This window comes from Ruminococcus flavefaciens ND2009 (assembly GCF_000621785.1).
Lineage (GTDB): Bacteria > Bacillota > Clostridia > Oscillospirales > Ruminococcaceae > Ruminococcus > Ruminococcus flavefaciens_C.
The window spans coordinates 49,979-76,256 of sequence record NZ_KK211346.1; the positions used below are offsets into that span (position 1 = coordinate 49,979).

The following is a 26,278-nucleotide window of genomic DNA, read 5'->3' on the forward strand; positions in this document are numbered from 1 at the left end:
TATGATAGCTATCGGTTGCGACCACGCAGGAGTGGAAATGAAAAAGGCTATAATCGAGGCTCTGTCAGTTCAGGGTTTTGATTTCATGGATCTGGGTACCGACGGTGAGCCCTGCGATTATCCCGACGTTGCTGAAAAGCTCTGTCATGAGGTGCTTGCGGGAAACTGTGAAAAGGGTATACTTATCTGCGGCACAGGTATCGGAATGTCCATAGCCGCTAACAAGTTCAAAGGCATAAGAGCAGCTCTCTGTGCGGACTCTTTCTCTACACGCTTCACCCGTATGCACAACAACTCAAATGTAATGTGCATGGGCGCAAGAACTCTCGGCTGCGGACTTGCCTGCGAGCTGGCTGAGATTTTCCTCACTACAGAATTTGAGGGCGGACGCCATCAGAGACGTATCGACCTTATAACAGCAATAGAAGAAAAACAGTGAAGGGAGTAAATTACTATGGCTGAATTACACATTATAGATCATCCTCTGGTACAGCACAAGATCTCGCTGCTCAGAGACAAGAACACAGGTACAAAGGAGTTCCGCGAGCTGGTATCGGAGATCGCTATGTTCATCTGCTATGAGGCTACAAGAGACCTTCCTTTGAAGGAGATCGAGCTTGAGACTCCTCTTGCAGTTGCAAAGACCAAGATAATCTCGGGCAGAAAGCTTGCTTTCATTCCCATTCTCCGTGCAGGTCTGGGCATGGTCGAGGGCGTTACAACTCTCGTTCCTGCTGCAAAGATCGGTCATATCGGACTTTTCCGCGATCCTGTCACCAAGGAGCCTGTGAAGTACTATGCCAAGATGCCCGATGACATCAACGAGCGTGACGCTATTATCGTTGATCCTATGCTGGCAACAGGCAACTCGGCAGTTGCAGCTATCACAGAGCTGAAAAATCTGGGCGTTAAGCACATCAAGTTCATGTGCATCATATGCTCTCCCGAGGGTGTTGAGGCTGTTCAGAAGGCTCACCCCGATGTTGAGATCTATGCAGGCGTTATGGACGAGAAGCTCAATGAGGACAAATACATTGTTCCCGGTGTGGGCGATGCAGGCGACCGTATTTTCGGTACAAAATAATAGTGAAATAAAGCAGCCCCGAAGCATATGCTTCGGGGCATTATGTTTTATTTGAGTGCAAGATAAATCAAAATTTAGCTCTGCTAAATTATGATTTAAGTTTAGAGTTGAGAGTTTAGAGTTGAAAGTTGTGGAGTCGCCTGCGGCGACAATATTTAAATATTGTGAGCGAAGCGAACACATTAACTCTCAACTCTCAACTTTCAACTATCAACTTAGCGCATACGCGCTAAATTATGATTTATCTTAGTAAGCTATGCTTTTGGAGAGAGCTAAAAGCTTATTCGATAGGGAACTTCATTCCCCACTGGCTGCGGCACTGATCCATGAGCTTCATGACTGCCACAGTATCACTGTGGGGCACAAGTGAACTCTCAGTCAGTCCACGGTCAAGGCAGCGATGTACCTCGTCCACCTCGTACTCGTAGCCGTTTATGGCGTCCTTGTAAACGAATTTCTCCACCTCTCTGCCCTCACGGTCAAAGAGTGTAGCCTCATCAGTACAGTGGAACCAGTTCCCAAGGGTGATGAATCCCTTTGTTCCCGAAATTATGGCATTGTTGCGGAGCTGTATCTCAAATCCGTTGTCCATTGAGGAGAAGGCTCCGTTTTTGTATCTGAACAGAATAGAATTGCTCATGTCAATTCCGTTCATCATGTGTGCGGAGCTTATTATCTCGTCGGGAACTCCAAGAAGATCATGGGTGAGGGTAATGGGATATATTCCGAGGTCAAGGAGACAGCCGCCGCCGCAGTCTGCGCGGAAAAGACGATCCTTTTCATCAAAGGGGATAAAGTTGCTGAAATCAGCTTTGATATACTCAATATCACCGATAGCTCCCGAAGCTATCCACTCCTTCATCTTGCGGTAGACAGGACGGCACTTCATCCACATAGCCTCCATGAAGAAAAGCTTCTTCTCACGGGCAAATACCAGGAGCTTCTCGGTCTGTGAGCTGTTGAGAGTAAGTGACTTCTCGCACAGCACGTTCTTTCCGTTTTCAAGGCAGAGCCATGCGTCCTCAAAGTGTGAAGCCATGGGCGTTGCGATATAGACTATCTCCGCATCGCTGTTCTCAGCAAATTCCCGGTAGCTTCCGTAGAAGCTATTGAAGCCGAATTCATCGGCGAATTTTTTTGCCTTTTCCTCAGTTCTTGATGTAACTGCACATAGCTCTGCATTTTCACAGTGTGCCAGCGCTGTTGCAAAGGTGTGGGCTATCTTTCCTGTACCGATAACGCCCCATTTATACTTGTGCATGATAATGATCCTTTCATCATGAATTGTTGGAACTGTTTGCGTCCATAACGCAGTCTATGGCAATGACTGCTGCAAGCACCATGACTACGTCCTGTCCGTCGGCGATGTCAAGCTCATAGCTGTCGCCCCAGGTCATCCAGTGCTTGTGTACGGAAGCAACGTACATATTGCCCGAGAAAACTCTGTAATCGTGGGAGAATACCTCGCCGTCAACTCTCCAGCCTATGCGCTCAAAGACATATGAGGGCTTGAAGAATGTGAACTCCTTGACAATGTCGGTGACATACTGTCCCATTACATAGATGGAAAAGCGTGGGAGAAGCCTTAACAGCTTGCGCTCCACATAAGCTACCTCGTTGCCTGTACGGTCATAGATGTGCATTTTCCTTGCCAGAGATATCTCACCTATGGCGCTGAATAATACGTTTCCGAATTCGTCATATATCTCGGAACGCTGTCTGAGCGAAAACATCTTCTGCTTGAAATAAAGTTTCATATAAAATCCTCCATATCATTATATATCCGTACCCCACGGATATTCAGTGCAGCCCCAGCTGCCAGAAGGCAACTGCGCTTGCGGCGGCGACGTTGAGTGAGTCTACACCATGGGACATGGGTATCTTCACCGTGTAGTCGCAGGCTGTGATAGTCTTGTCGGCAAGTCCCTCGCCCTCAGTACCGAGGACTACGGCAAGCCTTTCTACGTTTTTCAGCTCGGGAGCTTCAATGCTCACTGAGTTGTCGCTGAGCGCCATTGCAGCGGTTTTGAAGCCCATTTCGCGGAGCTGCTGCGGATAGTCCGTATCGCTTGAAAGGTAGGTCCAGGGTATCTGGAACACCGTTCCCATGCTGACCCTTGATGAACGCCTGTACAGCGGGTCACAGCAGGATGGCGTCAGAAGTACGGCGTCCATGCCCAGAGCAGCTGCGGAGCGGAAAATTGCTCCGATATTGGTGGGGTTGACCACGTTTTCCAGTACAGCTATGCGCCGTGCGTTTTTGCAAAGCTCCTCGGCTGTGGGAAGGGCTCTCCGTCGGAAGGCGCACAGTGCGCCGCGGATAAGCTTGAAGCCCGTTATGGCGGTTATCTCATCAAACTCCGCGGTATACACGGGAGCGTCTCCGCAGCGGCAGAGAAGCTCCTTCATCTGTCCCTCAATGTCCTTGTGCTCCATGAGGAGTGCATAGGGCTCATAGCCGCCGTTGAGCGCCCTTTCGATGACCTTTGGGCTCTCCGCAATGAATAGTCCCTCCGCAGGCTCAAAATAGTGCAGGAGCTGCGGCTCCGACATCAGTACGAATATTTGCAGTACATCCGTATTGCTTTTGTTTATCTCGATAATATTTGACATAAATTACCTTTCTGTCTGTATGGAACGGCGTCCCGAAATTTAAAAGTTGTTAGCTGCTGAAGTAAATCAGAATTTGGCAGTCTATTTCCTGTATGTGATCACCATTTTCTGTGAAAGTTTCTTTCCAATTTGATATATAAGCCAACCAATGACTCGTTTAAAATGCGTCATTGGTATACCTGGTGCATATCTCATACCATTGTATTTCGGCCAAAAGTTATTATCCTCAGTGGGATATTCTTTTTCGCCCTTATTATCGACGCACATGGCTTGAAATAAATTAAACGGTATCAGCACGCCCACTCCCGGAACATGTGCTTTTCCGGATTTCACATCAAGGTAAAATCTCTTCGTGATATCATATGTCCTTCGCAGATCCTTCTCAGTTGGCTTGTAGTCATTCCAGCTCAGTGCAGTTATCGGAAGCTGGTAACACTTATTAAAGCCCCACCCGGGCAACGTTGCTGCCAAAGCTTTTGTTGTACTCTCAGCAGATACACCTCCGGTTGTACTGATTATAAGAGCCTTCTTTTTGAAATATCTCGGCCTATGCAGCATAAATGCCATATGATCTGTAAAATTTTTCATAATCCCGGGCAAATGCCCCTGAAAACAGGGAATAGAGAAAATAACCGCATCGCATTCTTCTATCATATCTATTATTGGCTGCATCTTATTATGATGCGGACAAGTTTTATGTCCTTTACGAAAACAGTTGCTACATCCAGTGCAGAAGGGGATATTTATATCTGATAAATGTACTTCACAAAACTGGACCGTATTATCAATTTTCTGAATATACTTCTTTGCAATCTGAGTTAGCCGCCATGTATTCCCTTTGTGTGGTCCACCATTGAAGATCAGTATTTTCATATACAATTACCTCATTCTTGCACAAATTATGATTTATCTCATTAAAACCATTATACCAGTTCCCCTCAATTTCGTCAATATCCTCAGCCATAACTCTTTTTATCTTTTCCTATGGCTTTTTTATCAAAATCATGGTATAATATGAGTATACTTTTTTAAGGAGAGCTTGCTATGGCTAATAATGATATAAACAGAATGAAGGAGCTGAATGAGCTGCTGGCAAAGGCGGCTGACGCTTACTATAATACAGGCGTTGAGATAATGTCCGACAAGCAGTACGACCAGCTTTATGACGAGCTGGAGGCACTTGAGAAAAAGACAGGCGTTATCCTCAGCGGAAGCCGTACCCAGCAGGTGGGCTACGAGGTATCATCGGGACTTCAGAAGATAAGACATACCACCAAAATGCTGTCTCTGGACAAGACCAAGAGTGTTGAGGAGCTGAAAAGCTGGCTGGGTGAGCATGAGGGCTTCCTCAGCTGGAAGCTGGACGGTCTTACACTGGTGCTGACCTATGACGGCGGTACCCTCACGCAAGCGGTCACCCGCGGAAACGGCGAGATAGGCGAGGACATCACTGCCAACGCAAGGCACATTATCGGTATCCCTGCACGCATTCCGTTTACGGGACATCTTGTGGTCCGCGGCGAGTCCCTCATGAAGTACAAGGACTTCGAGAGGGTCAACGAGGAGATAGAGGAGGGGGCAAAGTATAAAAATCCCCGTAATCTCTGCGTGGGAACTGTACGAAACTTGGACTCCCGTGTTACTGCGGAGCGAAATATCAACTTCTTCGCATTCAATCTTGTGTCTGCCGAGGGCTATGAGGAGAACTCCTTTTCGCGCCGTCTGGACTGGCTTGAGGAGCAGGGCTTTCAGCGTGTTTACGGTGTTAAGGTGAAGTCCGACACCGTGGAGGGGGCTGTTTCGGATTTTGAAAAGGCTGTGGCGGAGAACGAGTTCCCCTCGGACGGTCTGGTGCTCATGTACGACGATGTGGCATACGGCCTCAGTCTGGGCGAGACCTCACACGCCCCCAGAAACGGCATAGCCTTCAAATGGCGTGACGAAACTGCGGACACTACTCTCCGCGAGGTGGAGTGGTCCGCCAGCAGAACGGGTCTGCTCAATCCTGTGGCTATATTCGATCCTGTGGAGCTGGAAGGAACTACGGTCACGAGGGCTTCCGTTCACAACCTCAGCATAGTTAAGCAGCTCCGTCTGGGAATAGGTGACACCCTTACCATTTTCAAGGCGAACATGATAATCCCGCAGGTGCTTGAAAACAAGACCGCCTCAGCAAGTCTGGAGATACCTGCGGTATGTCCCGTCTGCGGCGGCGCAACAGAGATACGCACCTCCGATGAGGACGTGGAAACTCTTGTATGTCCCAACAAGGACTGCGCTGCCAAGCATATCGGAAAGTTTGAGCACTTTGTCCAGCGGGACGCCATGAATATCGTGGGAATGTCAACGGCTACCATAGAGACACTGGTCTCGGAGGGCTTTGTCAGGGAGTTCCGTGATTTCTATCACCTTGACGACTACAAGTTCAAGATAGTTGTGCTTGAGGGCTTCGGCGAGAAGTCCTATCAGAAGCTTGCGGACGCCATCGAAGCTTCACGAAAGACAGAGCTGAGCCGTGTGCTCTACGCCATGGGTATACCCAATATCGGCAGACAGGCTTCACGCCTTATCTGCGCAAAGTACACCACTGCCGGGGAGCTTGAGAAGCTTTCTGCGGCGGAGCTTACCTCCATTGACGGTATCGGAGAGGTGCTGGCAAATGACTATGTGAAGTTCTTTGCGGACGAGAAAAATCTCAGGGAGTTCCGAGACCTGCTGGCAGAGCTGGAAATTGAAGAGGCTGAGGCAGTGAACAGCGAGTCAGCCATTGCAGGCAAGACCTTTGTCATCACAGGCTCGGTGCACATCTGGAAGAACCGCAAGGAGCTCCAGGCATATATCGAGCAGAACGGCGGCAAGGCGTCGGGCTCGGTGTCATCAAAGACGGACTACCTTATCAACAACGACAACACCTCTAACTCCACCAAGAACAAGACTGCAAAGGAGCTCGGCATTCCGATAATAACCGAGGAGGAGTTTCAGGCGCTTATCAACGGCTGAAATTCAGTGAATTGAAAGTGCAGGGACGACCATTGGCCGTCCCTGCAAATAATATTAAGGCGGACAATTTGTCCGCTTTTTTTGAAAATTCTGTAATAAAACCAGAAGTCACTCGTCTAACTAAGTGAGGAGGTGAGAAGATGAAGCAGGAATTTCATGAGATATACGAGAAATACAGCTCCGACCTCTATACCTTTATCCTGAGACTGTGCGGCAATGAGCAGCTTGCAAAGGACATTCTTCAGGATACCATGCTGAAGGCTATGACAAGCGCCGACAGCTTTCGGGGAAGCTGCTCCGTGAGGACGTGGCTGTGTACTATCGCGAAAAATCTCTGGTACGACCACCTGAAAAAGGCTGAGAGCAGGAACAGCTCTGCGGAGAGCATCGGCGAGACAGCTGCACAGGGGAGCCTTGAGGAATGCTTTGCCGACAGGGAGACTTCCCTGCGGATACATCATCTTCTACACGACCTTGAGGAGCCGTACAGAGAGGTATTTACCCTGAGAGTTTTCGCGGAGCTGAAATTCGCCGACATAGCAAAGGTTTTCGGAAAGAGTGAGAACTGGGCAGGCGTGACCTATTACCGCGCTAAACAGAAGCTTTTGCAGCTTCTGAAAAAGGAGGGACTTTTATGAACAGAAAGGATATAGACTGCAATGTTATCATCGACCTGCTGCCCCTTTACAAGGAGGAGATATGCAGCGAGGCGACAAGGGAGCTTGTGGAGGAGCACCTCCGCAGCTGTGAGGACTGCCGACAGCTCTGCGAGAACATGATCCTGCCCGAGCCCGAGAAAAAGGCAGTTCCCGACGAAGCCGAGACCTTTAAAAAGGTGGGTAAGAAACTGAAAAAGAGCCGTTTTACCAAGGTCATGGCGGTGCTTATGTCTGTATTTCTTGCGATATTTTTAGGCTTCAACAGTGCATGGTATTTTCTTAAATATCGACCGATGAAGAAACTCTGTGAGGGTATGCAGCTTATAGAGCGTGATTCTACTGCTGTAAAACAGGTAGGTATATACGGAAGTACAGACGATAAATTTTTTTATGTTGTAAGACTGCCTAATTATCTCAGTTTTAGCACAGGATATGTAACTGTTTCGCCGTTAGAAAGCGTCGCTGTAAACGGTGATGGCGGTTTTGTTTATAAAGACACACATTCTCCCGTGATAACTATTCCGCATGAGCTGTCAGGCAGACGAACTTATCAGATCATATGTGAGTCGGATGCAGAAGAAAATGGACATAAAATAACTTATCATTTTGAAGTCGATGAAGATTTTGAACTGATAAACTATTTTGATAATTATAATACCGAAGATGCAAGGAATATGAAAGATATTGTTACAGCTCACAAAGATGAACTGAACGAAGAGATCGAAGCCGCACAGAAAAAGTGGGGCGAATATCTGAAATAAGAAAAGCGGACAGTCATGCTGTCCGCTATGTTTTTACATATTCTTGTTGAGCATCTCCACAGCCCACTCTGTGTCGATTATCACTTCATTATCGGCAAGAAGGGAGGTCTTGAAGGTCTTTGCAACCTGATCGTAGTTTTCCTTGGAGAAGGCAGTGCCGCCCCACTTGTCATTGTCGAACCTGATAGCGAAGCTGTATGTATCGTCCTTTTCCTTTGTGAAGTATATCTCGGTTATCCTGAGGTCCTGTGATGAGGTCTGTATATCGGCAACGATGAACAGCTTCATGAGCTCGATGATACGGTCATCAAGTCCCTCGTCGAGAATGACGAGCTTTTCGCGGAGCTGGTTCATATCGGTCACAACACGCCTTGTGTAGCCATTATCGAAGTTGTAGCCGCTTTCGTTGTCATTGCTGAGGTCCTTCATGCACTTTTCGGCAGTGTCGGGATCTCCGGGAACGTAGCTGACGATGTACTTATCTCCGGGCTGGTGATAGATGGTGGGGAAGAAGATGAGAGAGTTGTCCTCACATTCTGAGCAGTGCCATCTGAAAGCCTCGCCGTTCCTTATCTTCTGCTTCATCTCGGGAGCGTCGGTAACGTCGATAACGTCCCATACTGTCATTTCCGAGATCTTTTTGCACTTAGGGCATTTTATCATTTCAACATGAGTCTTTGACATAGTTATTCCTCTTTTCTCCGGTGCCAATATCTGCACAGGTGATTTTTATTATTATATCATAAAAGCGAAGCGTTATGATATAATTGCCCGATATGCAGGGAGCTGATCTGTGATCAGCGTATCTGCAAGGGCTTTTTGATCAATTATAATGAATGCTTTGCATTCATTATATCACATATTAAGTGATAAAGCAAGTATAAAACTACTGCGGGGCTATGTTTATTCTTCCATCGGCATTCCAGCCGCTATGTATTCCGGTAGGGGAAGCGGTACGCAGAAATCGTTGTCCACATACACATTCTTCGGAAAATCCGGCTGCGTCAGTACATGACGAACATTTGCCGCATTCCGGTAAACGATCATGATAACTGCTGCCGCCTGAAAAGGGAGTTTTTCAAGCTCATCCTTCCAGTCTGATAGATCCGTATCATAATCAAAAAAGATATGCCCGTCAGGAAATTCAGCGCAAAAGCGGTCATCAGACACCTGATAAGTTCTGGTGGCTCCGGGCTGTCTCATCTTTTGAATGCTTGTGAGCGTCAGATTCCTGTCGCCGAGAATACTGATATACTTCATATTATTGTCTCATTACAACCTTTCCCCACACGGGGCGCTGTTTTGCAATCACCCGAATCGCAATTTTTAATTCGTCTGTTTCGGCGATTTTATACCTTACCCCTTGACATCAATACTACGCACTCAACGTGCCGCGACTTACTCGATTTGATGTTTTCCTGCAAAATACTGTGCTTTCGAGTAGCGGGGGATATGTTCAATGCTCTTATCACTACGGGGAAACATAGCTGAAATAGTGCCAAGGTCGGCGTTCATACGCCCAGATGCTTTTCAATTACAGCCATGATTTCCTCTATACGCTTATCGCCGATACCATTGATCTGCCGGAGGTCTTTCTCAACCTCCCGCAGGTCAATGGATTTGCCGTCGTTCTCCAGCAGCCCATCTGCGTAGCGCATCAGGAAGGCTTGCAGCTCCTCACGGCTCATTTTCTTGATAGCACGATAGGTATCTCGATCAATGATTTTCTGTTCCGGCATAGACAGTATACTCCTTTACTATTCCGTATAAATAAATCAGCTTTCTTTCATTCTACCATATATATGGCAAAAAATCAACCCATTCAATTGATATGAATTAGTAAAAGCACAACAATCTTGAGGATACTATCAGTCACTTGACTTAAACGGCTTTTTATGCTATAATAATCTTATTACAGGCCAATATTGGCCTGAATCCAGGAGGGCTATTATGGAGAATAGCGAAGTGCTTTTAGAAAGAAATATGTTGCAAAAAGACCTACGAATTCGTCTTCCCAAGCAAATTTTGACTAATCTCGACATTGTTGTTGGCGAGGAATTAGATATTTATATTGACACGCTTAAACAGGAAATCATTATTCGAAAGAGCAAATCTAACAGCAATGATGCGCTGGAAGCATAATAATTAAGGTGGATAAGAAATAATGATACTTGATCACATTTTTAATTCAACAAGTGAGAATATGTCTGATGTCCCAGACGAATCCGTGGACCTCGTTGTTACATCACCCCCATATAATATCGATATTCAATATGGAAATAAAACTGAAAAAGGAAGTATTCTTGAAAGCAAAGGCATAAAATATGCCGATAAAATGGACGAAGATGATTACAGACAAATGCTATTTACCGTTTTTTCTGAATGCAAGCGCGTTCTTAAGAAGAATGGTTCAGCATGGATCAACATAAAGAACAGATATGATAACGGAATAGTTGTTCCGCCATTCTGGATTCTTGATTTATTTCAAGATATGTATTTGAAGAATCTTATAGTTTGGAATTTTGATTGGGGCGGTTCTACAAATAAACGATTTGCTCCCAGATATGAATTCGTTTTCTGGTTCGTTAAAGACAAGAATAATTATACTTTCAATCTTGACGATGTTAAAATTCCTGCTTTAAATTATAGGCCCGATAGATATAAAAGTCAGTTAAAAAACCCGACGGATGTTTGGCGTATTTCTATGGTATCTGGAAACTTTGAAGAAAGAACGTCGCATCCTGCTCAATATCCTGAAGAACTGATTGAACGGATAGTTCTTGCTGGAACAAATAAAGGCGATATAGTTTTAGATCCTTTTATGGGAAGTGGAACATCAGCGGTTGTAGCAAAAAAACTGGGTAGACATTACCTTGGTTACGAAACTGTTCCAGAATACTGTCAAATCGCAAATGAGCGCTTATCAAGAGTTTCGGAGGGATACAATGAGTGAAGTTATGTACAAGATTGGTGATTGTAGAACGCTCTTGAAGGAGGTCCCAAGCCAGTCGGTAAAATTGGTTGTGACATCACCACCATATAATATTGGTAAGCCGTATGGAAAGTATTCCGATAAGATGCCGCTTGAAGATTGGAAAGCTCTTATCAAAGCGGTAACTCAGGAAGTATATAGAATACTAACACCAGATGGTAGTTTCTTTTTAAATCTTTCGCCTGTTCCGTATGGAAAGGATAAGGAAATATTGCCGTTACCTTTTATCGGATACGAAATCATGCAGGAGTGTGGATTACACCTGAGAAACATGATAACATGGACTTTTAACAATATGCAAAATTGCACGAACAGATTATCAGGTCGTTACGAGAACATATTATGGGGAGTGAAAGACCTAAATAATTATGTTTTCAATTTAGATGATATCAGAATCCCATATATAACCCAAAACGACAAACGTCTCGAAGGTGGAAAAGGAAGAAACCCCACTGATGTTTGGTATTTTGATCGTGTAAACAACATGACAAAGAAGAAACTTGGTTTACAGCACCCGACTGTATATCCTCTTCCGATGATTATGCGTATTCTGCAAATGTCGAGCAATCCGGGGGATACAATACTAGATCCTTTTTTAGGCAGTGGAACTTCACTTGTGGCGGCCAAACTGCTTGACAGAAATGGCATCGGATTTGAATTGGATGCAAAGTATGTTGACGAAATTGAAATGAGATTAGCACAAGAAGGGGTAAGACAATTATCTCTTTTTGAGAATTGAGGAAATGTATGTTATATCAAGAATTATTAGATTCATGTCGTGATCGCTTTGATGAATTTTTTCAAAACGTACCTATTTTTCATAATCAGTTCAGGTGGAATGAATATAATAATGCCTGCTACCAATTGATGTATTCTGAAAATCTGGAAGATAGTATTGCCACCGTAAAAGAATTGAAATCAAAAATTCCGGAACTCACAGACTTGTGTAAGCAATGCGGTTCCTTCTTCATTCCAGCAAGAAATAAGAGCCTTCCCAAATATGATGTAATAATGGGACAACAGCACGAAGAAGCTCTTATGAAATATCTTTCACAGAAGCTTAATACTGAAGTATGCCGTGCTGATCTTGAAGATCGTAGTATGCCTGATTGTAAAGTATTAAAGTCTGATGGCACAGTGGCAGCTTATTTTGAAGTGAAATTTCATGGAGCCCCGTTTGTTTGCGCGTTACAAAAGACCGGAAGGTATTGTTATGAAGGAAGTGCCACACTGGATTATAAAAAAATAGAAAAACAACTTGGAATAATCGAAGGATTAGAGGCCCCGGTATTCTATGTTCATTGGATTGAATATCCATGCTTAAAAGGTGTATTCTACGAGACAAGTGATCAGGTTAAGCAATACATTGCTGAACAACATGAAACATTTGAAAGAGAAAAGCGGGAAGGCGATGATATGAAATCAGCTAAAGCTGTCTATTTGAAAAAGATGTATTCTCCGCTTCTACAAATGAAAGACTTTGATTCTTTCGTTGAGACAATAAGAGCATTGCTTCAATCAAGAGGTGTGTAAAATGAGCGGTCAAGAATTCATATCTTTCTGTTGTTCTCCTACTATGCAACTTCCTTTGGTTATGGATAATGCTGATATCTGCACCTCCGATATCGGCGTTATCGACTATTTCATTCAGTATATGAAATCTCAATATAAGATTAACATTGTAGCATGGGATCCGTCATCGCGTGCCTATCCTAATTATATGTTTCTTGGCGGCGACAGAGGGATTTTAGCATATATTTCATTTCGATATATCCATTCACCTTCAACTATTACATCAGATGATATAAGTTGGAAAAGCAAAGATGTTCTGAATACAGTTCGTGTAGCTGCTTCACAGTTGGATAGACCTGTATTCTATGTTTATCTTATAAATACAGCAGATCGCATTGGGATATATTTTGAAACAGATGAGCAGATTCGAGATCGTTGGTTATCAACCGATTTTTCTGCTGATATTTACACACCCATCACATCAGAAATGGGAGATTTTCAAAACCTATTGTCATTGCTACTCGATTTAAAGCGTAACAGCGTGAAGGTTTCATAATCTGCATTATAACAGGAGCAGCTGCCCTAAATTGGACAGCTGCTCTTTTTTTTAAAGGCGCTCAGAGATATATTTCAGTCCACGGAACAGTTCGTTTGGATAGGCTATTGAAAAATCTTGGATACCCGCATAATTAGGTAGGATTTCGCAGAGTTTGCGATGCTGCATCACTGCATGAAGGCCGATCAATTGCCTGCTATAATAATTGGCTTCCGAGTTTGTAGATTTCATAGAATACAGTTGTTTTATATTGTGTACTGTTTGAGCTTGCAGACAAGCTGGGCAACCACACAAAGGCATACTATCTGGAACTTCATTCAATTTTATATACCCAGTTTTTTCAGGTCTCATGGTATTATCCATATTGATACCGCCCATAAAGAATTTACTAAACCCTACTTTGGAAGGAGTAGGATCGAATACAATTCTTGTTGATTCTTCACTGCCGTCGCCGACACGTCTAACGGGAGAGGCGGCATCAAAAGATGTGGCACCACAGTAATAATTAAGTGCAATGTTATTATATCCGCCACATCCTAAAGCATGAATCGGCCTATCTCCAACGAGTTCTCTGACAATTTTGCTTGCTCTTGCAGGGACGATAGTTTCTATAAACCCACGTTTTCCTATCCGTGATAGATTTATATCATTGTACCAACTTGGATCTACTTGTTTATAGCTTGCAACACCACCAAGAGCAAAGCCCCAAAAGCGAGCATTATACTGTTCTTCCAAGCTAAGAATATATCTCGTGTTTTCGGAATATTCTGCTGGGGTATCACCGTGTACTGTCGCTAAAACATAAGGATAGTAATCGGGATGCTCTTTGATGTACTTCACTGTAAGTTCAAGCAAAGCGTTATTGATCTCATTTTTATCAAGCGAAGCAAGAAATCTCACGAGTCTTGGATTTTTCTTCTCTCCGTCTTTTTCTGTGTATTTACCGCCTAAATCAAACCCGACAACAATATCACACTTGATTCTATCTGCAAAATCATAATATTCAGCGGCGGCTTCAAGAATCCTTTCTCTGAATAAGGCGAGATTGTAGTCTACTGACTCTGCAATCTGCTTCATAATATTGTAAGCACCAGAATCAAGAAGAAACACTTTCTGATTAAAATCATAATCTGGAGAAGAATAGCCACGATAAATCTCACCCTTCTTTATTAAAGAAGCGCGAATGAAATTGTACAAGTCACCAACAGTATTGAAACGTCCGATTTCGTTGAAGAGTTTACTGCTAAACGTATGCGGGAATGAATTGTTGATATAGAAGTAATTGATTAAAGCAGGTGTATTACCGGTTAACTCTGCGTAAACAATTTCTCTGTCTTTGTCACCGTTTCCGCCACCATAATTGTAAACCTGAAAGAAAGATGGGACTGGTAGATCTTTTCCATGAACGTTCATAATAAACCTCCTAAATAAACAAGAATTATAATTATATCAAGGCGCCCTGCCTTAGAACACGTTTAAGAAAATGCCTTTTAGTGATTTGACACACATTATTATTCGACAAACAATTCCGGCATATTAAACATAAGCTCGTTTAACTCCATAACTACGTCGATTCTGCTACATTTGGTAGCAGATTTTTTTATTCTCACTTCTTCACCAGAAATAACAAGGTACTTAGAATTCCTTTGAAGAAACGTAGACACATCTCTTGATAATCCACATTGCTGCAAAACAATTGTTGTAGGGTTAATAGTTCCATACTCTATATACTCATACCAATCATTTTCGAAGTGGTCACATTTATGAAATGCCTTATACTCAATAGAAAATTTACGAAAATAATTTGAAAGCGTAAATAAAATTACGTTTTCAATGATGCCAAGTGTTTCGGCAATAACATAATTCTTATGTAGTTGCGAGTTGCTATTGTAATATGGGACAATTTGATAATGCCCTATCCAAATACCTGACTCTGGATTTTTGGCTTTATGATCAAGGGCTGCATGAATCATAGAATTTAGGCCATTTCCTCTGATCCAACGTAAAAGAACAACCGCATAGCTCTTAAGTACATCTTCAATGTGCTTTTTCCCCGGTCGTCCGATTGTTTGCTTTTCATATATGCCCCATTTGAAAATAGTACGCAATGCCATTAAAAAAGCAACTACCTCATCATAATCAACATCGCCGTCTTGGCTTATTGAAGGATACTCCATACCGTTTTGTATGGCTTGTTTAAGATTAATATCTTGATCATACGACAGTGTAATATCGTCTGATGTTTTAGATTTTGGATAATTGGCTTTAATTGCTGTGGTTAGCTCTGGAGTAATATAATGTGAAAATACACGGGCTATAGGTGAGTCAGCGCCGTTAGCGAGATCACGCACATATACAAGTGCAAACTTTCGCATTGCTTCATAGTCTTTTTCAGCTTTAGCAGCTTTGTGACACTCACTTAACTCAATATCTCCATCAGCAAGTCCTTGAAGTGTTTTTGCAATTAAACTCTGGTTTTCTTTTCGCTCAAGAGCTATTTGCTGATGCGGAACGTCTGATGTCAGAAGCTGCTGATAACGCTCAGCTTTTTCCGCCTCATTCATATGCACCAAGAATACATTTCCATACAAGTTGAATTTAATCCGCCCAACTCGTCCAGAGAGATTCCTAAATTCAACCTCATCCATATTGGATCTACCGTTTTTATAGCTTGTGATAAAAAGATTATCGGCGGGGAGATTGACACCTTCAACAAGTGTACTGGTACAAAATATGGTTCGTATTAAACCGTCTGTGAAACTACTCTCAATTCGCAGCCGTATATTTGCGGGTAAATACCCTACATGATATGCCACTCCACGACGAATGCATTCAACAAGAAAGCATTCTTTATGAACATCCTGTTCGATATCATTTGCTAATGATTGTAAGGCTGGATCAGCGATAATAGGCAGCTTTAGGGCATATTGATAAGCTAAATCCACCACGTTTTGCCTTGAATGACAGTAAACAAGGTTTTGCTTTGCGCCGCCAATGGTCGTAATCAGATGTTCAAAAGTAGTTGATGTCGGTAATAGAAACGCTGGCTCTAAGCAATTAAGCTGCCCGTTGTAAAATGAAACAGCATGACCGCAAAGATCAATATAATATTTGAACTGGCATACTGGAGAAAAATCAGATGCCAGTTTTCTTATTTCTGTTTCCTTAATGTCCGGAATCAAATTTAGGTAAACTTCGGGATTAGGAATATTCGGTGAAGCAAAAACAACCGTAGGAAAATGCTGTTGTTGTTTAAGCTGCGATATGAGTTTATAGTAGTAAACGCTTCTTCCGCCGCGTTCGGATATCTTATGTGCTTCATCAATAAACAGAAAATCGATCGAAATCGCGGGCTTTTCAATTAACAAATGAAGTAAGCGTTCAGGAGTCATAACGAAAATAAAATGATGCTTGCCTTTCAGCAAAATATCACCGGCAGAACTTACAATTCGATAGTTAGCTGAAACAAGATGATCCCGGAAACTATCCAGCAAACTGCTACGTACCTCATTGATCAGTGCCTTTGTTGGCACAACAATAGCATAGTTCTTTTTTAACCCTTGCTCAACTTCTTGTTTGATATATGTCTGAACCACAAATGACTTTCCCATTGAAGTCGGACCGGAGTAACTGTAGTATTTATATTTTAAGGAGTCATAAACTCGTTTCTGATCATGAAAAAAGAATTCTTCATCCGTGTGAGGAATACGTAAATGCTCTTTTTCAGCTTCATGATATACACCATCTAATGCATCAATTGCTTTGTATTCACTTAAGGACGACGTTTGTACTCCTCTATAGTTTCCTACCGTGGAAAGAACAGAATAAAGATATTGATTAACACGAACATCATGGGGATACAGAATCTTCAATAGGATCGCAATTTCTTGACCGAGTTTTCTATGCTGACTGGAGTGTGGATGGTCAATAGATTTTGACAGAATATCTGCAAATCTAAGGGCGTCTCTAAGATTCACAGCGATAGAAGCGTCATTTCTTTGAAATACTTTAACAGCATAATTGAAAAGCAGGCTGGAGTAAATCTTTTTCAAGTACTCACTTTCTTCAACTTTACGATACAGCTCTTCTGCAAGAGTTGATTTTCTTGGGACATACATAGTTATCCTCCTGCAATTATTTCTTCGATAATACTTCTCCGTTCATTATCAGCGTCATTAAATGGAACAACATAAAAATAGAAACTGTATCCTTGAAGTCCAGCGTTTATTATTTTATCGTATACATATGTTTTCATTTCTTCGATGTCAGCTACAAGTTGGTTATGTGCTGCTGTTCTGTATTCATCGTTATTTAATCCTTCTGCATCAACATGAATTGTGTATCCAAGAAAAACTCCGAATGACATATCTGCAGTTGGACTTTTATCATCTTCTGGAACAATCAGCTTTACCAAAAAGGCTGTTGTATCTGGCGACAGGATTTGATTATAGTTCGTGTTGGATACGAACTGATATTCCTTATCGCTATTTGCCTCAATATCGATTATTTTTGAAAACGCTCTATCAACGGCATCATGAAGGTTTCCGCATATATTGGAAGCACCACATACAAGCTGATGAGATGGTAAGCCGGAATTAAAAGGAGCAAGTAAATGGATACATTCACTCTTGCTTTTTATGATTCCAGTTACTTCATCTATTTCAATTTTACTAAGTATTTTCGGTGCTTTTAATGCAACCTCAAGGAAGATGTATAATAGCATCTCGCCTAAAAGAGCCTCTGCATCATCTTTATATATCCGCAGGAAACGCTGCATTCCCTTTATTCCAAGAGTTCGGCTTTTGGCTAAGGTATCTGCCGCATCGATGCTTACTCTTGAAAAAACATAAGAATTTATAGTTTCAAATAATTTTTCCTTTAGTTTTTGAAAATCAAATTTATTGTTCCGGATTAGAACTGAGTATATCTGCGCTGTTGTTTTATTAGGCAGTCCATTTATAACGCCTTTGTTGTCGAAAACAAACGGAGAGAGTGAATCAGCAGATAATGTCGGAAGAAGAGTAGAATCAGGATTAGTTTTCTCCTGCACACGTAGTTGAATACAGTTAGCAGCCTCGTGGAGGCTTTGAAGGAAATCCTTACTGATGGCTTTGGTTTCAGCCTTGCAATCCCGATTCTTAACACAGGTAAGAGCATAGTAGAAAGCGTTGCAAAGCAAATCCGCAAGATTAAAATTCGTAGAGATAATAATGTTCTTCTTTTCATATCCGGATATTTTTCCGATAATTGTATCTTCAGGTATAGTATTATCATCTTCTAAGATTACCTGAATTGCCTTAACGATGTCTTTACAAAGTGAGTTCTTTAGCAAAGGAATCACATGAACAGTAAATAGACGGGAGGCTTCATTAATATCGCAAGTAGTTACTGCATCCATAAATGGTAGTGGAGGGTTATCGTGGCAATCCATCTGATGCGATGCGCTTGTCGAATCAAACTCATATAAAGAGTTAAAGCCTTTAGCAACAGCAGTACATAGCTTAGGCTTTGTGATTCCATTTATTCGTGCTTGATAGATGATTTTTAACAATGCCCCAAAACACAGTCGTTTCATTTTATTTCCTCACTGCTTAATTTAGCGAGCGCAGAGCAATTGAGTGTTGAAAACTCACAAATACTCTTAAACAATAACCGGATGATGTATATATTATAGCACACTTGGGGCGAAAAAGCAATATATCACAGATGTATTCCATTGAAACCTACCCGCTTTTTCCCAAGTATTTTCCCTTATTCCCCCCATATCTTTTTCGAGCCAGCTTTGATAGAATGGGAAGCAAGGTAACTACAACAAGTATGGGAGGTCAACATCATGACAATCACTGAGAGAAAAACAAGGGAAAATCAGGCTTTTATGCTGATAAGCCACATCAATACCCGCTATGAACCGGAAGTTAGCAGCTCTGTTATGACCTTGCACGGTGGCACACCGACCAGTGTTAGCTCTTGGGAACTTGAAGCTATGCTGGATGATCTTCTCACCATTGAGAATGATCGATAATTGTATTCTTAACAAGCGGCTCTTCGATCATGATTATATGAACAATTCTCGCCTCATGGTGCTAAACAAACAAGACCTATGTTTTATAAGAATATTTATAATTTTGGGTTGCGTTTGGCGCGATGACGACGCTGAGCTGTTGCATTTGCGCATTCAGGAGAGCAATACTTTTTGCGGTTGTTTGTTGTTTCAACTTTGAAATAGCATTCACAAGAGGGATTAGCGCATTTTCTGTAAATCTGACTGTTTGTATTCATATAGAAAATGGAAAAGTAGATTGCAGTTATGAAGTGTTCAATTTCCCATGCAGCAGACATTTTGTCGGAGTCATATGAAGGCTTAATATGACTTAATGCATCGTCAATTTCTTCTTTGACAGTTTGCTTTGCAAAGCGTGTGAGTCCAACCTTCATATTATCATCAAATTTGTCCATCTCATTAATTGACATTTGGCGTGTGAATGGAACTTCACTTGTAATTGAATTTGAATGCAATATTTCCGTTAAGTGGTAGGTAAATTCAATGATCAATCTATTTGCAGGAGAGATGTGTATGGTGTCTCTATATAAAACAGATGCATCTGGATATGAGATGAAATAGTCAGCAGGATTATAATCCTCAGGATCGAATCCGTTTATGTCAAATTCAAAATTTAAGTAGTCATACTTTTTTTGGGGAGGGTATATAGAATCTGGAATAACATAATACCAGCTATCCTCCTGATAATCATATCTTTCAAGAATGCTGTCATCTGTTTTAAATTGCTTAATATGTTCGAGAGCTTTTCTCCAAGTATGAATGCAGGAACAATATGTCCTCCTACCTAACTCAATAGATGTTTGATTTTTGTAATGTAACCATATAGCATAATCAAATATAGTATCAAGGTTTTGCGGGGATTCAGTTACTGCTTGCAGCAATTGAATCGTTTTTTGGAGCCGGAGAATAATGTCGAAGATATCTTTCTGCTTAAAAATGTAGAGCTTTTCTTCAGGAAGGTTAAATAAAAAGCCGTATTTATTCACAAATTCAACTACATCGTTGGGAGAGTCCGATCTTACAGATAAGATTTCAGACAAGATATCATTGCTTATTTTGGTGCCATTATCATCAATCATAACAAGACCGATATGTTCAACATACGCATATTTATGTGTGATGTCAAATCTTGGTGTGACCAAAAATCGTTCTTCTAAACTGTTATCACTTAGATGAAACGACTCAATTTGACAAAGGCACGCATGATTATAAATTCTGAAATGGCTTCCTGTCCATGAAGCGGTCATGGAGGATTCAACATCGTGAAAGCTTCCGTTTGTTTTTTTCATGTAACACCTCAAAAGTAATATATTATTGAAATTTCATCATTTTCGTAAAGGAAAAGATAAGACTATATAAATTATATCATACATCTGTAAGAAATACAATAATGTATTATCTAAAAATCTGAAAAAATAATAGATAATTTAAAGAGAACCCTTTATCGCAGATTCGCGGTATAATTAAGCTTAAGAAGGCATGATGCCTTCAAATTATAATACTACAGCCGGAGCGAAGTACAAGCTCAGGGTGTGAGGATATTCTTACGGGACGTCAGTTTTTCTGATGTATCGGTAATAGGATACCCTTCCCTTCTTGTACCTTTTTTCCGGTGCTATGGGAGTCGGTATCTCTACCGACTCCCATTTTTATTGTCCTCAGCCCATACAGTTTTCCGGCGGAGAGGACAAGCACATGACAAATTTACCGTTCGAGAGAAAAAGCAAAGTCAACACAAGCAGCGACAGCTATTTGGATGCCAATGGCAACTATGTGTACACACGCATGGTACGCCAACCTAACGGGAAGTGGGAACGTGAGGTCATTGACGTTGTGCCGCTGACCGCTGAAAACATGGAGTGCCTCATCGTTCTGGAGGAGAACGACCACGATATCGATCTGGCAGAACGCTATGATGCTGAGAACTCCGACTACGGCTTCCTTGCGCAGAAGGATGCAGACGAGGGCGATCCGTTTGACCGCATTGCCGTTCAGATGTTTGAGGATGACGTTCCGGAGCATCCGGGCATGGAAAAGGTTCTCGCCTTCATCGAAGCGCTCACACCTGCACAGCAGGATTTACTGTATGCCCACCTCGGTGAGAGAAAGTTCCTCGAAGATATCCGCAGGGAGGAAGAAGCAGCGACCGGAAAGAAAATCACCAAACAGGCGATGCACAATCGCTGGAATAAGATCATCACCAAAGCCTGTAAGTACTTCGGTGTGGAGAAACCGAAGCAGACGCATAAGCAAGGGGGTTGACTTTTTCGGCTTAGGGTGAAAGGCAGGTGAGATATATGAAGCACAAGGTCAAGATTGCCGTCTCCAACGGCGGCACGAAAACACAGGTACTGGCTGGCGGATGTATCAGGCTTCCGAAGCGTCTGCTCCGCTGGCTGCTCGGCGACTTCTGCGAAATCCTTGTCCTGACTCCCGGTAAGACGGTGCAGGGCGTGGAAATACAGGAAGTCACCGAGGGGGGTGACTTTTCCGGCAATGTATGAAAGGTGGTGTTAAGCATGGAAATTCAGAAGCGACAGGAATATCTGCCTGAAGAGGTTGCTATTGCAATGACGGTGGTTGTTGAGAAAAGAACACTCATCGTTGAACGCAGTAAGAATCCCAATGCCTCGACTGGTACTCCGATATCCGACCTGAACGGTATTGCGAAGTCTCTGGCGATGATTTCAAATCTCGGAGGAGGCTCCAAAGCTATCGGCGGCGGTGGTGTCGAGGAAGGAATCAGAAACATTAATGACCTTGCACGTGCGGAGGCATATATCGCAGGGTATCGTGATGGAAAGAGAGGAAAATGATGGACAAGATGTTTGAACTGATCAACTCTCTGAATGCGCTGACCAAAGCTGTGTCAGCGCTGACAGAGAAGATCACAAAGGAGTACCTCGACACGTTCGAGGTTCTGTATGATCCCGAAAAGGACGAGCCGCAGGCAGAGACACCGAAGGAACAGCCTACACTGAAGAATGAAGAAGCGACTGTTTCCTTTGTTCAACTCCGCAGCCGTCTGTCCGAGATCAGCCGCAGCGGACATACACAGGAGGTTAAGGAGCTGATTGCCAAGTACGGCGCAGAGAAGCTCTCCGACCTTGCCGAAAGCGACTACGCTGCAGTGCTTGCAGAAGCGGAGGGATTGTGATGCCCGGAACACACGCGATTCTGTCACCGTCAAGTAGCGAACGCTGGATTAACTGCCCGCCCAGCGCAAAGGAAAATGCGGGCGGCGATACCGGCAGCACCTATGCCCAGCAAGGTACGGACGCACACGCCCTCTGCGAGTACAAGGTCAAGAAGGCACTCGGCTTCAAGGTTCGTGATCCCACCGACGATCTGGAATACTTCGACGAAGAAATGGCGGAATGTACCGATGCTTATTGCGAGTTCGTCATGGAGCAGGTGCAAGCGGCAAAGGAGACCTGCGCTGATCCGCTGGTTCTGGTCGAACAGCGCCTCGACTTCACACGTTGGGTGGCAGAGAGTTTCGGAACCGCCGACTGCATTGTTGTTGCCGACGGCGTTATGACTGTCATCGACTTCAAGTACGGGCTTGGCGTCCTCGTCGAAGCGAATGGAAACAGCCAGATGCGGATGTATGCGCTGGGCGCTCTTAATCTCTTTGAGTCGCTGTATGACATCAATACAGTCCGTATGATTATCTTCCAGCCCCGCCGCGATAACGTCAGTACGGCAGAGGTCACAACCGAGGAGCTGCTTCGCTGGGCTGACGACGTCCTTATCCCTGCCGCAGCACTTGCAGCGAACGGTGATGGTGACTACAAGGCGGGCAAGCACTGTCAGTTCTGTAAGATCAAGGCGACCTGCCGGAAACGGGCGGAATATAATCTCCAGCTCGCGCAGTATGATTTCGCCGTTCCGGATACACTCGCAGACGACGAAATCAGCATGATACTCGACCGCGCAGATACCTTCATCGGTTGGATCAACGATATCAAGGACTACGCACTCGAACAGGCTATCAGCGGCAAATGCTATCCCGGCTTCAAGGTCGTGGAAGGACGCAGCAACCGCAGATACACAGACACCGATGCCGTTGCAGCAGCAGTTACCGAAGCAGGCTATGATCCCTTTGAGAAGAAGCTCATGGGCGTGACCGCAATGACCAAGCTGCTCGGCGCTAAAAAGTTCAACACCCTGCTCGGCTCTCTGATCGAGAAGCCGAAGGGCAAACCCACACTCGTACCAGAGTCGGACAAGCGTCCGGCATGGACAATTGATGATTTCAAGGAGGAAACTGAAAATGAGTAAAATGACAAATCCGTGCAAAGTGATCACCGGCAAGAATACACGCTTCAGCTATCTGATCGTGAACGAGCCGAAAGCAATCAACGGCGGCACCCCGAAGTACAGCGTGTCGCTCATCATTCCGAAGTCTGATACCGTGACAGTCGAGAAGATCAAGGCGGCTATTAAGGCTGCATACGACGAAGGTCAGTCCAAGCTCAAGGGCAACGGCAAGTCCGTCCCGGCGCTGAAGGCGATTAAGACTCCGCTGCGTGACGGCGACGAGGAACGTCCTGACGATGAGGCATACGCAGGCTGCTATTTCATCAACGCAAACAGTGCTACCAAGCCCGGTGTTGTGGATGCCGACTGCCAGCCGATTCTCGATACCAGTGAACTTTACTCCGGTATCTACGGCAGAGCTTCCATTAACTTCTACGCTTTCAACACCAACGGCAATAAGGGCATCGCCTGCGGTCTGAACAATCTCCAGAAGCTCCGTGATGGTGAGCCTCTCGGCGGCAAGTCCCGTGCTGAGGATGATTTCAGCGACGACGATGATGACGACGATTTCCTTTCATGAGGTGACGGCGTATGAGTACAGTATTCTCTCTCATTCTGTGTGTTTCCGGCAGCATCACGATGATCTGCTGGACGATTATGACGGTCAGCATTATGATTGACCACTTCAAGAACCGTAAGAAATAAGTGAATGTCGGGAGGGCGACTGGCGGTATAACCGTTCGGGTGGGTTTAAGGAAGTGTTACCATGAAAACTTTAGAAATCGATCTGGAGACTCGGAGTGACCGTGACATCACCAAGTGTGGTGTGTACGCTTACGTCGATTCTCCGTATTTTGCTATTACGCTGATGAGCGTGTCAGTGGATGACGGTGCAGTGCAGCTTTATGATCTGGCGAACGGCGATCGTGTCCCCGAAGATATTCTGACTGCGCTTGCGGATGAGTCCGTCATCAAGCGGGCGTTCAACGTGCAATTTGAGCGTGTATGTCTTTCCAAATATCTGCGGGAGGAGTATCCGCAGTTCTTCCGCAGTTACAGCATTGAAGCCGATACCGTCGGCGATTATCTGAGTCCTGTCGGCTGGCAGTGTACCATGATCCATTGCAGGACGCTCGGTCTGCCATCGACGCTTGCCTCTGCTGGTGCTGCTCTGAAGCTGGAACAGCAGAAGATGCCGGAGGGCAAGGCGCTCATCAAGTATTTTTGCGTTCCCTACGATACCGTTGACGGCGTTCCGCAGTTTCATACACCCGCCGATGCTCCGGATAAGTGGGAAACCTTCAAGGCTTACAACAAGCAGGATGTGGAGGCGGAGCTTGCCATTGACCTGCGCCTTTCACGTTTTCCCGTACCGGATTTCATCTGGGAACAGTTTTATCTGGATCAGGAGATCAACGATCGCGGCATCCGTGTCGATATGGAGCTTGTTGAGGCAGCGCTGACGCTGGATGCACAGGCGAAGGCAACGCTGTCGGCAGAAATGTGCAGGCTTACCGGTATCGAGAATCCGAATTCCGTGTATCAGCTTCTGGAGTGGCTCGGCGAACAGGGATATAAGTCCGACTGTCTGGATAAGGCAGCGGTTCGTGAATTACTGAAAACAGCAAAAGATCCGGTGAAGTCAGTGCTGGAGCTTCGACTCATGCTGTCAAAGTCCAGCGTCAAGAAGTATCAGGCGATGCAGACAGCAGCCTGCTCGGATTCCAGAGCGAGAGGGATGTTCAGCTTTTACGGCGCTGCCCGCACGGGACGCTGGGCGGGGCGCATTATCCAGTTGCAGAATCTGCCGCAGAATCATATTCCTGACCTGACCGAAGCGAGAAATACAGTCAAGTACGGCTATTATGATGAGGTCGAAATGTTCTATGAGGATGTACCGGATACTCTGTCGCAGCTTATCCGTACCGCTTTTGTTCCCAGACAGGGATATAAGTTTATTGTCGCGGACTTCTCTGCAATTGAAGCGAGAGTTATAGCGTGGATCGCTGGGGAGCAATGGCGCATGGACGCTTTTGCGAACGGCGCGGATATTTACTGTGCTTCGGCATCAAAGATGTTCGGTGTTCCAGTTGTGAAACACGGTGTCAACGGCGAACTGCGTCAGAAGGGCAAGGTCGCGGAGCTTGCCTGCGGCTACGGCGGCAGCGTGGGCGCAATGAAGGCTATGGGCGGCGATGCCCTGAACCTCTCCGATGCAGAGCTGAAGAAGATCGTGGACGACTGGCGGGCTGCTTCTCCGCATATTACAGCGCTGTGGTGGGCTGTCGATGCTGCGGTCAAAAAAACGATAAAGCAGAAAACCACCACAGAAACACACGGATTGCAATTCAGCTACCAGAGCAAGATGTTGTTCATTACGCTGCCCTCCGGCAGAAAGCTCTGCTACGCACACCCGCAGATCGGCGAGAACCAGTTCGGCGGCGAGTCCGTCACCTATATGGGTGTCGGTGCATCGAAGAAGTGGGAGCGCATCGAGAGCTACGGTCCGAAGTTTGTTGAGAATATCGTGCAGGCGGTCGCCCGTGATCTGCTTATGTTCTCTATGCAGACGCTGTCGCACTGTTTTATCGTCGGTCACATACACGACGAAATGATTATTGAGGCTGACCGCAGGATGTCTCTTGATGAGGTTTGCCGACAGATGGAACGAACGCCTTCGTGGGCAAAAGGTCTGCTCCTGCGGGCGGACGGGTACGAGTGCGAGTTTTATAAAAAGGACTGATTGTTTCGTCCAAAACGCTCCCGATTCTGTAGTG

Annotated in this window: 29 protein-coding genes; 18 read left to right on the forward strand and 11 right to left on the reverse strand. The window is 44.4% G+C overall.

Annotated elements, in window-relative coordinates; translation table 11 throughout:
- The first annotated feature begins 1 nt into the window (after position 1).
- Entirely contained in the window at positions 2-439 is a 438-nt protein-coding gene (gene rpiB, locus T488_RS0106965; protein WP_028520146.1) for a ribose 5-phosphate isomerase B, read from the forward strand.
- A gap of 15 nt (positions 440-454) precedes the next feature.
- Positions 455-1,084 carry a uracil phosphoribosyltransferase gene (upp, locus tag T488_RS0106970; RefSeq protein WP_028520147.1) on the forward strand — a complete coding sequence of 210 codons (630 nt, stop codon included), beginning with the start codon at positions 455-457 and terminating at the stop codon, positions 1,082-1,084.
- Between the two features lie 280 nt (positions 1,085-1,364).
- Here the strand turns inward: upp and T488_RS0106975 are convergent, their stop codons facing one another.
- The 4 genes from T488_RS0106975 to T488_RS0106990 all read right to left on the reverse strand — a co-directional run bounded on the left by T488_RS0106975 (position 1,365) and on the right by T488_RS0106990 (position 4,570).
- The gene (locus T488_RS0106975) at positions 1,365-2,345 is read right to left on the reverse strand and encodes a Gfo/Idh/MocA family protein (RefSeq protein ID WP_028520148.1); all 981 of its coding nucleotides are present in this window, start codon (positions 2,343-2,345) and stop codon (positions 1,365-1,367) included.
- Between the two features lie 16 nt (positions 2,346-2,361).
- Positions 2,362-2,841 (reverse strand): LURP-one-related/scramblase family protein, encoded by a 480-nt coding sequence (locus T488_RS0106980; RefSeq protein ID WP_028520149.1) that lies wholly within the window; start codon positions 2,839-2,841, stop codon positions 2,362-2,364.
- A gap of 43 nt (positions 2,842-2,884) precedes the next feature.
- Positions 2,885-3,697, reverse strand: a complete 813-nt coding sequence (locus T488_RS0106985) for a TrmH family RNA methyltransferase (protein WP_028520150.1) — start codon at positions 3,695-3,697, stop codon at positions 2,885-2,887.
- An 81-nt stretch (positions 3,698-3,778) separates the two neighbouring features.
- Positions 3,779-4,570, reverse strand: coding sequence for a flavodoxin family protein (locus T488_RS0106990; protein ID WP_028520151.1), 792 nt, complete (start codon positions 4,568-4,570; stop codon positions 3,779-3,781).
- A gap of 171 nt (positions 4,571-4,741) precedes the next feature.
- Between T488_RS0106990 and ligA the strand changes: the two genes are divergently transcribed.
- The 3 genes from ligA to T488_RS18705 all read left to right on the forward strand — a co-directional run bounded on the left by ligA (position 4,742) and on the right by T488_RS18705 (position 8,117).
- Complete coding sequence (gene ligA / locus T488_RS0106995; protein ID WP_028520152.1) at positions 4,742-6,697, forward strand: NAD-dependent DNA ligase LigA; 1,956 nt, start codon at positions 4,742-4,744, stop codon at positions 6,695-6,697.
- A gap of 140 nt (positions 6,698-6,837) precedes the next feature.
- Positions 6,838-7,335: an RNA polymerase sigma factor gene (locus tag T488_RS0107000; protein WP_028520153.1), complete on the forward strand. Its 498-nt coding sequence runs from the start codon at positions 6,838-6,840 to the stop codon at positions 7,333-7,335.
- Positions 7,332-8,117 (forward strand): zf-HC2 domain-containing protein, encoded by a 786-nt coding sequence (locus T488_RS18705; RefSeq protein WP_028520154.1) that lies wholly within the window; start codon positions 7,332-7,334, stop codon positions 8,115-8,117. Before T488_RS0107000 ends, T488_RS18705 begins: the two co-directional genes overlap by 4 nt.
- Before the next feature lie 33 nt (positions 8,118-8,150).
- Here T488_RS18705 and T488_RS0107010 read toward each other — a convergent pair whose 3' ends face one another.
- The 3 genes from T488_RS0107010 to T488_RS0107020 all read right to left on the reverse strand — a co-directional run bounded on the left by T488_RS0107010 (position 8,151) and on the right by T488_RS0107020 (position 9,856).
- Positions 8,151-8,801 carry a CpXC domain-containing protein gene (locus T488_RS0107010; protein ID WP_028520155.1) on the reverse strand — a complete coding sequence of 217 codons (651 nt, stop codon included), beginning with the start codon at positions 8,799-8,801 and terminating at the stop codon, positions 8,151-8,153.
- A 219-nt stretch (positions 8,802-9,020) separates the two neighbouring features.
- Entirely contained in the window at positions 9,021-9,377 is a 357-nt protein-coding gene (locus T488_RS0107015; protein WP_028520156.1) for a hypothetical protein, read from the reverse strand.
- Positions 9,378-9,628: 251 nt separating this feature from the next.
- Entirely contained in the window at positions 9,629-9,856 is a 228-nt protein-coding gene (locus T488_RS0107020; protein ID WP_028520157.1) for a hypothetical protein, read from the reverse strand.
- A gap of 211 nt (positions 9,857-10,067) precedes the next feature.
- Here T488_RS0107020 and T488_RS0107025 point away from each other — a divergent pair, with 211 nt between their 5' ends.
- The 5 genes from T488_RS0107025 to T488_RS0107045 are packed head-to-tail and all read left to right on the forward strand — an operon-like array spanning position 10,068 to position 13,177.
- Positions 10,068-10,259 carry an AbrB/MazE/SpoVT family DNA-binding domain-containing protein gene (locus T488_RS0107025; protein WP_028520158.1) on the forward strand — a complete coding sequence of 64 codons (192 nt, stop codon included), beginning with the start codon at positions 10,068-10,070 and terminating at the stop codon, positions 10,257-10,259.
- A gap of 22 nt (positions 10,260-10,281) precedes the next feature.
- Positions 10,282-11,070, forward strand: coding sequence for a DNA-methyltransferase (locus T488_RS0107030; RefSeq protein ID WP_037297536.1), 789 nt, complete (start codon positions 10,282-10,284; stop codon positions 11,068-11,070).
- Positions 11,063-11,848 (forward strand): DNA-methyltransferase, encoded by a 786-nt coding sequence (locus T488_RS0107035; RefSeq protein WP_207640295.1) that lies wholly within the window; start codon positions 11,063-11,065, stop codon positions 11,846-11,848. Before T488_RS0107030 ends, T488_RS0107035 begins: the two co-directional genes overlap by 8 nt.
- 8 nt (positions 11,849-11,856) lie before the next feature.
- Complete coding sequence (locus tag T488_RS0107040; protein WP_028520161.1) at positions 11,857-12,642, forward strand: hypothetical protein; 786 nt, start codon at positions 11,857-11,859, stop codon at positions 12,640-12,642.
- Between the two features lies 1 nt (position 12,643).
- Positions 12,644-13,177 (forward strand): hypothetical protein, encoded by a 534-nt coding sequence (locus tag T488_RS0107045; RefSeq protein WP_028520162.1) that lies wholly within the window; start codon positions 12,644-12,646, stop codon positions 13,175-13,177.
- A gap of 51 nt (positions 13,178-13,228) precedes the next feature.
- Here T488_RS0107045 and T488_RS0107050 read toward each other — a convergent pair whose 3' ends face one another.
- The 3 genes from T488_RS0107050 to T488_RS0107060 form a co-directional block, all read right to left on the reverse strand.
- Complete coding sequence (locus T488_RS0107050) at positions 13,229-14,590, reverse strand: hypothetical protein (RefSeq protein WP_028520163.1); 1,362 nt, start codon at positions 14,588-14,590, stop codon at positions 13,229-13,231.
- A 98-nt stretch (positions 14,591-14,688) separates the two neighbouring features.
- Positions 14,689-17,295: a DEAD/DEAH box helicase gene (locus T488_RS0107055; protein WP_028520164.1), complete on the reverse strand. Its 2,607-nt coding sequence runs from the start codon at positions 17,293-17,295 to the stop codon at positions 14,689-14,691.
- Positions 17,296-17,297: 2 nt separating this feature from the next.
- Positions 17,298-18,575: a HamA C-terminal domain-containing protein gene (locus tag T488_RS0107060; protein ID WP_196243283.1), complete on the reverse strand. Its 1,278-nt coding sequence runs from the start codon at positions 18,573-18,575 to the stop codon at positions 17,298-17,300.
- 435 nt (positions 18,576-19,010) lie between these two features.
- Here T488_RS0107060 and T488_RS0107065 point away from each other — a divergent pair, with 435 nt between their 5' ends.
- Positions 19,011-19,199, forward strand: coding sequence for a hypothetical protein (locus T488_RS0107065; protein ID WP_028520166.1), 189 nt, complete (start codon positions 19,011-19,013; stop codon positions 19,197-19,199).
- Positions 19,200-19,294: 95 nt separating this feature from the next.
- Here T488_RS0107065 and T488_RS0107070 read toward each other — a convergent pair whose 3' ends face one another.
- Complete coding sequence (locus T488_RS0107070; RefSeq protein WP_028520167.1) at positions 19,295-20,527, reverse strand: CGNR zinc finger domain-containing protein; 1,233 nt, start codon at positions 20,525-20,527, stop codon at positions 19,295-19,297.
- A 328-nt stretch (positions 20,528-20,855) separates the two neighbouring features.
- Here T488_RS0107070 and T488_RS0107075 point away from each other — a divergent pair, with 328 nt between their 5' ends.
- The 7 genes from T488_RS0107075 (at position 20,856) to T488_RS0107110 (ending at position 26,244) form a co-directional block, all read left to right on the forward strand.
- Positions 20,856-21,500, forward strand: a complete 645-nt coding sequence (locus T488_RS0107075) for a hypothetical protein (RefSeq protein ID WP_196243284.1) — start codon at positions 20,856-20,858, stop codon at positions 21,498-21,500.
- A 35-nt stretch (positions 21,501-21,535) separates the two neighbouring features.
- Positions 21,536-21,742 (forward strand): hypothetical protein, encoded by a 207-nt coding sequence (locus tag T488_RS0107080; RefSeq protein ID WP_028520169.1) that lies wholly within the window; start codon positions 21,536-21,538, stop codon positions 21,740-21,742.
- A 15-nt stretch (positions 21,743-21,757) separates the two neighbouring features.
- The gene (locus tag T488_RS0107085) at positions 21,758-22,054 is read left to right on the forward strand and encodes a hypothetical protein (protein ID WP_028520170.1); all 297 of its coding nucleotides are present in this window, start codon (positions 21,758-21,760) and stop codon (positions 22,052-22,054) included.
- Entirely contained in the window at positions 22,051-22,395 is a 345-nt protein-coding gene (locus T488_RS18710; protein WP_155267182.1) for a hypothetical protein, read from the forward strand. Before T488_RS0107085 ends, T488_RS18710 begins: the two co-directional genes overlap by 4 nt.
- On the forward strand, positions 22,395-23,522 hold the full coding sequence (locus tag T488_RS0107095) for a DUF2800 domain-containing protein (RefSeq protein WP_028520171.1): 1,128 nt from the start codon (positions 22,395-22,397) through the stop codon (positions 23,520-23,522). Before T488_RS18710 ends, T488_RS0107095 begins: the two co-directional genes overlap by 1 nt.
- Positions 23,515-24,081, forward strand: a complete 567-nt coding sequence (locus tag T488_RS0107100; RefSeq protein WP_028520172.1) for a DUF2815 family protein — start codon at positions 23,515-23,517, stop codon at positions 24,079-24,081. Before T488_RS0107095 ends, T488_RS0107100 begins: the two co-directional genes overlap by 8 nt.
- 186 nt (positions 24,082-24,267) lie before the next feature.
- Positions 24,268-26,244 carry a DNA polymerase gene (locus tag T488_RS0107110; RefSeq protein ID WP_028520173.1) on the forward strand — a complete coding sequence of 659 codons (1,977 nt, stop codon included), beginning with the start codon at positions 24,268-24,270 and terminating at the stop codon, positions 26,242-26,244.
- Positions 26,245-26,278 lie beyond the last annotated feature (34 nt).